This is a genomic window from Alistipes sp. HGB5 (genome assembly GCF_000183485.2).
Taxonomy (GTDB): domain Bacteria; phylum Bacteroidota; class Bacteroidia; order Bacteroidales; family Rikenellaceae; genus Alistipes; species Alistipes finegoldii.
The window spans coordinates 1-7,759 of the sequence record NZ_AENZ01000020.1; the positions used below are offsets into that span (position 1 = coordinate 1).

The window sequence follows — 7,759 nt, forward strand, 5'->3', positions numbered from 1 at the left end:
GCCCGACGAGAATTTCGAGTAGACGCGCACGCCGCCGACCAGTCCGAGGATCGCCGCCACGGCGAAGATCAGTTTCGTAAGCGGGTCGAAATAGGATGTTACCATGTTCGTGGCCTCGCTGATGCCGGCCATGCCGTTACCCTGTGCAAAGGAGGCAAGTGCGGAGCATAGGGAGAAAATCATGAAAATTGCTCTTTTTTGCATAAAACAGGTAGTTTGGTTAAGGGTGTGAAAAAGGCCGCAGCCTGCTTTGGGGGCATTCTGCGACCGGATACATCGTATTTCCTGCTGCGGAAAAGACGTCAGCCGTATTCGTTATTCCATTTCATGTCGTAGGTCGTTTTTAATTAAGCATAGGCCCGGATGTCGAAGTTGGCGATGGCTTGCCGCTCCTCGGCCGTGGCGTCGCCCATGACGGTGCTCTCCCCGAAGTCCAGCTCTCCGAGCATCGCATGAACTTCCGCATCGCGGAGTTCTGCTCTGGCGGGGAGAGCCGGAAGCGGAGGTCGGGCGCCGGCAGGCGCTTCGGGCTCCGCAAGTTCGCCGTCTTCGCCGATCGGGGGCTGCACGACAAGCCCGTTCCACGACGCCATCGCGGACTTCTCTTCCGAAGCCGGGGCAAATATAGCATCTCCGCCTGCCGGGGCGGTGCCGATGTCCGCTCCAGTCCGCTCCAGTCCGCACCGATAGGATTTTGACACGAGAATTTCAGGAGTTTGACGGGGTGCAGTACCGGCATTCGGCGTGTGAGGGGCAGCGTTATGCCCGGTGTGTTTTTTCTTCGGGCCTTTCAGATTGTCGACGACATATGACGCGAGCCGCCCCCGGAAAAACAACTGATCCAGACATACGGCGCAGGCGGCAATAAGAATTATGCTGTTCATGGCAGAAAGAATTTAGACGATGTTATGGTAATTCTGTTCTTGATGTATGCAGTTGATCTCGTCGCGGAACATTTCGAGATGGTGCCGTAGGATATTATCTACATAAGATGTTGCGGTCAGTCGCTCGCCGCCGATTTTTTTCAGGACTTCAAGGATTTTCCGTTTCGTAGGGGCACTGACATAAAGCGAGGCGCGGAGGTCGTAATCCACCCGGACAAGAAATGTTTTTTTGTAGTCGGGCAATGTCATCGAACGTCGCCATCGTATGTCCGGTACGGGAACACGCTCCGGCTTCACATCCTGCTTTTCGGATACGACCGTTTCGGAAGGCGGAGAATCGAGATTTGAAGAATCTTCAGGTGCAGCGACAACGGATACAAGTTCAGTTGTCTGAGGTTGTTCCATCGAGGGCCATCCATCGCTATTTTCCGTTTGCACGGCAGGCATTGCACAATCGTCAGGTTGCTCCGAAAAGTGTCCGGCTTTATTATGACCTCGTCGCTTCCCGAGGTGCAGCAGCCCTAAGATTGACAAAACGATAATGCCTGTGCCAAGAGCGAGTAATGAAATGTCGAGGACACCGGACTCGGATAAAAAGCTGTAAAGCATAATTAGAAATTTTTAAGTCATTGTTAAACAAGTTTTTCAAAATTCCGCTTACGATCGAGCCGGTTTATATCGTCACGGAAAGTTTCGATGTGGTGCTGTAGAATATTATCCACATATGATGTCGCGGATAATCGTTCACCTCCGATTCTTTTAAGTATCTCCAGAATCTTACGCTTCGTCGATGCATTGACATAAAGTGTGGCTCGGATGCCGTATTCCACAGGAGTGAGAAACATTCGTTCATAATCGGACAAGGGTGGTGTTCTCCGACGGCGTGGCTCTTGTGCTGCGGGCACAGACGGGGTTTCATCCGGAATCTTTTCTGTGTCGATCTCCGGAACAGAGGGCGGTTCGGCGGGAATTGCGTCCGTAGCGGTTCCGGATGGGATCTGTTCCGGAATTACCCGTGTGACCTTTGTAGTGATAGGTAACTGCCCTGCGATCACCTGTTTTACAAGACTTTCGTCTACTTCGATTTTGGGTTTCTTGGCCATTGTTATCGGATTTTGAGGAGTGTAAGAATTTCTTCTGTGAGGATTTCGAGTTGCGCCTCACACGCAAAGGTTCGCGCCGGAGCCAGAAGTGTCGAGCGGCCGACTCCTGTATTGTCCGCAAGCAGCTCCTTGTTGAACTTCGAGCGGTAAGGAATGTGAGTTGTCATAAGCGACAACCCGAGCTTGCGGATAACGGCCTCGTATCGATCGTAAAGCGGCGTTCGTTCACGACGGTCTATCATCGTCCAGAAAAGATAGACGCTTTGTAAAGTAAGGGTCGGATCTTGGGCAAGGTTAGTGGTGAGACTCCGGGCAAAGGAGAGCGTACTTTCCATGACGACCTTGTCGGCTTTCATGGGCACAAAGACAGCGTCCAGCGACGCGAGCAGCCGAATGACACCTTCGGCATTGACCGTTCCCGGCAAGTCGTAGAGAATGATACGGGGATGGTAGCCGCTTTGCAGCAGCCGCTCGACTTCTTCGGGGGCTTCAGGCGGCATACATTTCAGCACAGGCCAGAGCTTGCGGCCCGTCGCTTTGAATTGACGTACCAGCAACAGCTTGTGGTAATCGTCATGCTCGATGAGCGACAGTTCCCGCTCACGTTGCGCCTGAACGGACCATTGGGGATAGTCGCAGTCTACGACCAGCACGTCATAGCCTAATGTGTAGTGCAGATGACTGGCGAGTAACATCGTAAATGTCGATTTCCCGATGCCCCCTTTTTGATTGCAGATCGAAATGCTTGCTTGTTTCATTGCTTGTGTGTTTAAATGGTTGTTTGGGTAACTATGCGTCTGTCAAATCATTTATATATACTACCTTATATTTGGACGAATAATTGGATGATTATTCGGTCTGCCGCCCTTTCGTTCCTTTGCGCAGATACTCGGTTAAAGATTCGGGTATCCGTCTGAACCGATACTTATTTTGCGATTCGCGCAGTTGCCCGAATAATCAATCCTGCCGCAATATACAACAGGGTAAAACGCTTCGGTTCCGATGTCCGCTCCAGTCCGCTCCAGTCCGCACCGATGGCTTTTTTTTGCCCCGAAACGGTTGTAATATTGCACCGGGAACAGACCCGGCTATGGAAACCGTAACGGAGGATTTTCAAAACTTCTCTCAAAGATTCTCCGGCGCGGATTTTTGTTGTCGCCAGACAACAGCGAGCTGTACCTTTGTATGCCGAAAAGTTTTTCGGCATACGAAAGGTGCTCGCTCTGCGAGGCTGGGTGGCGTTCCCGAGTCACGCCACTTAAACTACCAGACTGATGACAACCACGAAAAAGAGGATCGGACGCCCGACAACGACAGATCCCAGAGTCCACAGGTATAATTTCAAACTCACCACGGAAGAGAATATCCGCTTTAAGCAGATGCTTTGTAAGGCAGGATTGGAGCATAACCGCAGCCGGTTTATCGTCAAAAGAATCTTCAACGAGGAGTTCGTAGTCGTCAAACGCGACCCTTCGAAGGTGCAGTTCATCGCCCGGCTGAACGACTTTTATTTCCAATTTCAAAAGCTCGGGAACAACTATAATCAGATTGTAAAGGCTATCAACGCCCACTTTTCCAACATCGCGATCCCGCATCAGATCGCTGCTTTGGAACAGCGAACGAGAGAATTAAAGGCTCTGAGTATCGAGATTCTCAACCTCGCAAAACAGACTAAGGAATGGTTGCGAATATAAGATCTGGTTCCTCGCCCGGCGGAGCGTTGTATTACAACAAGGAGAAAGTGGATAAGGATGAAGCCGAGGTTCTTTTCTGGCAGAAGATGTTGGAACCGTTCGACAAGCACGGGCGAATGGATGTCGACGCCTGCATGGATTGCTTTTGGCCGTACCTCGAAGCCAACCGCCGGACTACGAACACGGTCTTCCACGCCTCGCTGAACCCCTCGCCGGAAGACAGACTGACCGACGATCAGCTCCGGGACATCGCGCAGGAATACATGGAACGTATGGGTTACGGCAACCAGCCTTATATTGTTTTCAAACATAAGGATATCGACCGACAGCATCTTCATGTCGTATCGTTGCGCGTCGATGAGAACGGACATAAGCTGCCGCATGATTTCGAAGCAAGACGTTCGATGGAGATATTACGCGATCTGGAACGCAAATATAATCTGCATCCGAGCGTCAAGGGAGAGGAGCAAGCCGACAAGGTGGGATTGCATAAGGTAAACTACAGGGAAGGCAATGTCAAACAGCAGATCTCATCCATCGTGAGATCGTGCCTGCGGAATTATAAATGCTCGTCCTACGGCGAGTTCCGCACCTTATTGGAACTGTTTAACGTTTCGGTCGAAGAACGTACGGGAACTATCGACGAAAGGAACTATGCCGGTATTGTCTACGGCGCCATGACTGATGACGGCTATGGCATCGGCACTCCGTTCAAATCGAGCCGTATCGGCCGGGATGTCGGCTACAAGGCTCTTCAAAAGTATTACGAGCGGTCGAAGAGTGCGCTGAAGCAGGACGGGTCGCTCGACCGGCTGCGACAGACAGTCCGGGATGCCATGAGTCCGCACAATACGCGGGACGAGTTTCGGCAGCTGCTCAAGGCGGAGAACATCGACGCTATCTTCCGCATCAATCCGGTCGGCAGAATCTATGGCGTGACTTTCATTGACCATAACGACGGCATCGTTGCCAACGGGTCGGTGCTGGGAAAAGAGTTCTCGGCGAATGTCTTCAACGAATTGTATCCGGCTCCGAAAGAGGCGCAACAGGTCGCAGAACAACACGTGGAACAGAAACATGAAGTGCAAAACCATGCCGCCAATCCTATTTCTGGCATTGTCGATACGGTATTGGATTTGGCCGACACGCGGGCTTACGAGGAACAGCAACGGCAGATGCAACAAAGGCGTAAAAAAAGACGACATCGTTCCTGATACGAAAAACGGGGTCTGATATGGATCAGATCCCGTTTCTCATTGTTCCCTGTCGGCTTTCCGTCGTGGCCTCCCCGTGCCACCGGCATCTTCTATTTCTCTGCCGGAATAAAAGTTATTGCCTGCCCGCCCCGTTCAGCCATCTCGATGCGTATGGTATCTCGTGCCGTCACCGCCCGCTTCCCGATCAGGTATGCCTCCGGATTGCGCCCCGCATCCGGAGCATCGGCATATATGGTCGCGGTATACGTCACTCCGGGTTCGAGGAAGTCGAGCTTCTGCACGAGCGTCCTTGCCTTCTCGTCCGTTCCTGCCCCGAGAAAGTATCTGTCTTTGGCCCGTCTTGCAACGACGATATAGTCGCCGATCTCTCCCTGCAATGCCTTCGACCAGTCGCAGTCTGCGTCGAAGTCGCGGAAGAACCGGAATGCGGGATGCCCTTCGTAGTTCTCGATCAGGTCTGCGGCCATCTGCAGGGGCGAGTATATGATCACCCAGTTTGCTATCTGCCGTGCCAGCGTGGTCTTTATGCAGCGTTCCGCGTTGGGCCCGTTCCACTCGATCCGTCCCTTGTCGGCCTTCGCCGTGGAATAGTCGATGTCGAAGATTCCCGGAGTGTAGTCCATCGGTCCGCTCAGCATCCTCACGAAGGGCAGCGTCGTGAGATACTCTGCCGAATTCCCTTCCGACCATGCGTTCCATTCCATGCCCCGCGCCCCTTCGCGTGTCATCATGTTGGGCCACGTGCGTCGTATCCCCGTCTCCTTTATCGGCTTGTGTACGTCGAGCATGATCCGGTATTTCGCCGCCGTTTCCACGACCCGCTGATAGTGCTGCACTCCATACTGCGAATGATGGAGGTAACCGCCTTTGAATCCCCCTGCATATCCCGTTTTGAGCGTGTGAACCCCCAGTTCGGCATACCTCCTCATCGCTGCTTCCATGACGGCTTCGTACTCAGAATATTTCCTCCCGTTTCATTGTGCATCCACAGTTGCACGCCCTTTTCACGGGCATAGGCGGCTATTCGCTCCAGATCGAAATCCGCATAGGGTTCGAGGTAGTCGAACTGCTGGTTTCCGCCCCAGTTCTCCCATCCTTTGTTCCAGCCCTCGAACAACACTCCTTGTATGCCGTTTTCCGCAGCAAAGTCGATGTGCCGGATGGCATTCCGTGTCGTTGCTCCGTGTCGCGGCCCCATCGTCCATACCTGCGTTCCGAGGTGCATTCCCCACCATACGCCGACGTACTTCTGCGGCACGATCCATGAGGTATCCTCGATCTTCGAAGGTTCGTTCAGGTTGAGCACCAGCGACGAGTTTATCAGGCCTACGGCCCTGTCTGCTATCTGTATCGTGCGCCAGGGCGTCGTGAAGCGTCCCGGAATGTACGCCTTCACGCCGTCGGGCAGGGGCGCGAGGGCGGCTTTCAGCACCCCCGCACTGTCGCGCCTCAATACCATCTCGGGCCAGTCGTACAGGGCCGCCTCGTGCACGGCTCCGAATATTCCGTCCCCAGTGCGGAATGTGAAGGGCGTGTTTGCATCCGTAATCCGTGCTACGGGCTGCTCGCGGTACTGGAGTTCATAGGTCTCGAAATTGCCGGGTATGGACCATGACATCGTATGACCCTCATCTGCGAACCGGAACTCCGTCAGTTCGTCCGTCACGGCCAGCGAATCGGGCTGCGCCAGTTCGTAGCGAAATGCTATTCCGTCGTCGAATGCGCGGAAGCGGAGCGTGAAGGCCATGCTTTTATCCGGCTTCCGCACTGCGACGGACATTTCGTTGTAATGGTTGCGGTGCCGTTTGTTCTCGCCCCAGGGGGCTGTCCACAGCCCGTCGTGGGAGGAGTGCCATACGCCTGTTATCGTCGCTCCCTGCAGCGAGGTTCCGCATGCCGCGAGCCCCATCGCCGAGGGCAGTATCAGGGGTTTGTCGTCGACCGTGACGGCATAGGTCACGCCCGCCCCTGCATCGGCTTCGACAGATACGGCGATGCGTCCGTCGGGTGAGGTTATGAAGGGCTGCTGCGGAGAGCATGCTGCAAACAATGCACAGGCGAAGGCCATGAAGGCAGCATGTGGATTCGGAATCTTCATGGGAAGGCTATTTTTCGGATTCCATCTCGAAGCGCACCTTCGCACCTTCCAGAAGTGTGGAATAGCTAAGGAACGGCCTTTCCGATACTTTTCCGTCGATAGCCATTTTACCGACATAACGGTTCTCGGAGCTGTTCTCCGGAGCGTCGATCTCGATCGTATTGCCATTTTCAAGATGAATGACGGCCTTGCGGAACAGCGGCGATCCGACTGCGTATTCGTCCGCTCCCGGACATACGGGATAAAACCCTAAAGCCGAAAATACGTACCATGCCGAGGTTTGTCCGTTGTCCTCGTCGCCACAGTAACCGTCGGGCTTGGCCGAATAGAGGCGATCCATGACCTCACGGACCCACCACTGCGCCTTACGGGGTTGCCCGGCGTAGTCGTAGAGGTAGATCATGTGCTGCGCGGGCTGGTTTCCGTGGGCGTAGTTGCCCATGTCGGCCACCTGCATTTCGGTAATTTCGTGGATGCGGAACCCGTAGTAGCTGTCGTCGTAGACGGGCGGCACGACGAAGACCGAGTCGAGCATCCGCGTGAATCCTTTGCGTTCTCCCATCAGGTCGATCAGTCCCTCGACATCGTGGAACACCGACCATGTGTAGTGCCACGCGTTTCCCTCGGTGAAGGCGTCGCCCCACTTGTAGGGGCTGAAGGGCGTCTGGAACGTCCCGTCGGCATTGCGGCCCCGCATCAGGCGCGTTTCGGGATCGAAGAGGTTTTTATAGTTCTGCGAAGCCTTTTCCAGCATCGCAGCGTT

The 7,759-nt window shown here is 54.0% G+C and carries 8 protein-coding genes and 1 pseudogene; 2 read left to right on the top strand and 7 right to left on the bottom strand.

Going from position 1 to position 7,759, the window contains the following annotated elements:
- The 5 genes from HMPREF9720_RS03245 to HMPREF9720_RS03265 all read right to left on the bottom strand — a co-directional run.
- A partial coding sequence (locus HMPREF9720_RS03245) for a DUF4134 family protein (RefSeq protein ID WP_009596772.1) occupies positions 1 to 204 on the bottom strand: 204 nt, incomplete at its 3' end.
- 143 nt (positions 205 to 347) lie between these two features.
- Positions 348 to 884 carry a hypothetical protein gene (locus HMPREF9720_RS03250; protein ID WP_039939737.1) on the bottom strand — a complete coding sequence of 179 codons (537 nt, stop codon included), beginning with the start codon at positions 882 to 884 and terminating at the stop codon, positions 348 to 350.
- Positions 885 to 896: 12 nt separating this feature from the next.
- A complete protein-coding gene (locus HMPREF9720_RS03255; protein WP_039939739.1) occupies positions 897 to 1,493 on the bottom strand; it encodes a DUF3408 domain-containing protein in 597 nt (198 codons plus the stop codon).
- 23 nt (positions 1,494 to 1,516) lie between these two features.
- On the bottom strand, positions 1,517 to 1,987 hold the full coding sequence (locus HMPREF9720_RS03260; protein ID WP_014774760.1) for a DUF3408 domain-containing protein: 471 nt from the start codon (positions 1,985 to 1,987) through the stop codon (positions 1,517 to 1,519).
- Positions 1,988 to 1,989: 2 nt separating this feature from the next.
- Positions 1,990 to 2,745: a ParA family protein gene (locus HMPREF9720_RS03265; RefSeq protein ID WP_009596771.1), complete on the bottom strand. Its 756-nt coding sequence runs from the start codon at positions 2,743 to 2,745 to the stop codon at positions 1,990 to 1,992.
- A 516-nt stretch (positions 2,746 to 3,261) separates the two neighbouring features.
- Between HMPREF9720_RS03265 and HMPREF9720_RS03270 the strand changes: the two genes are divergently transcribed.
- Positions 3,262 to 3,681: a mobilization protein gene (locus HMPREF9720_RS03270; RefSeq protein ID WP_039939741.1), complete on the top strand. Its 420-nt coding sequence runs from the start codon at positions 3,262 to 3,264 to the stop codon at positions 3,679 to 3,681.
- Positions 3,666 to 4,895, top strand: a complete 1,230-nt coding sequence (gene mobB / locus HMPREF9720_RS03275) for a conjugal transfer protein MobB (RefSeq protein WP_009596770.1) — start codon at positions 3,666 to 3,668, stop codon at positions 4,893 to 4,895. The genes HMPREF9720_RS03270 and mobB overlap by 16 nt, the downstream gene beginning before the upstream one ends.
- A gap of 92 nt (positions 4,896 to 4,987) precedes the next feature.
- Here the strand turns inward: mobB and HMPREF9720_RS03280 are convergent.
- Positions 4,988 to 6,996 (bottom strand): annotated as a pseudogene (locus HMPREF9720_RS03280) (glycoside hydrolase family 97 protein).
- 7 nt (positions 6,997 to 7,003) lie between these two features.
- On the bottom strand, positions 7,004 to 7,759 hold a 756-nt coding region (locus HMPREF9720_RS03285; RefSeq protein WP_083817600.1), incomplete at its 5' end, for a glycoside hydrolase family 92 protein.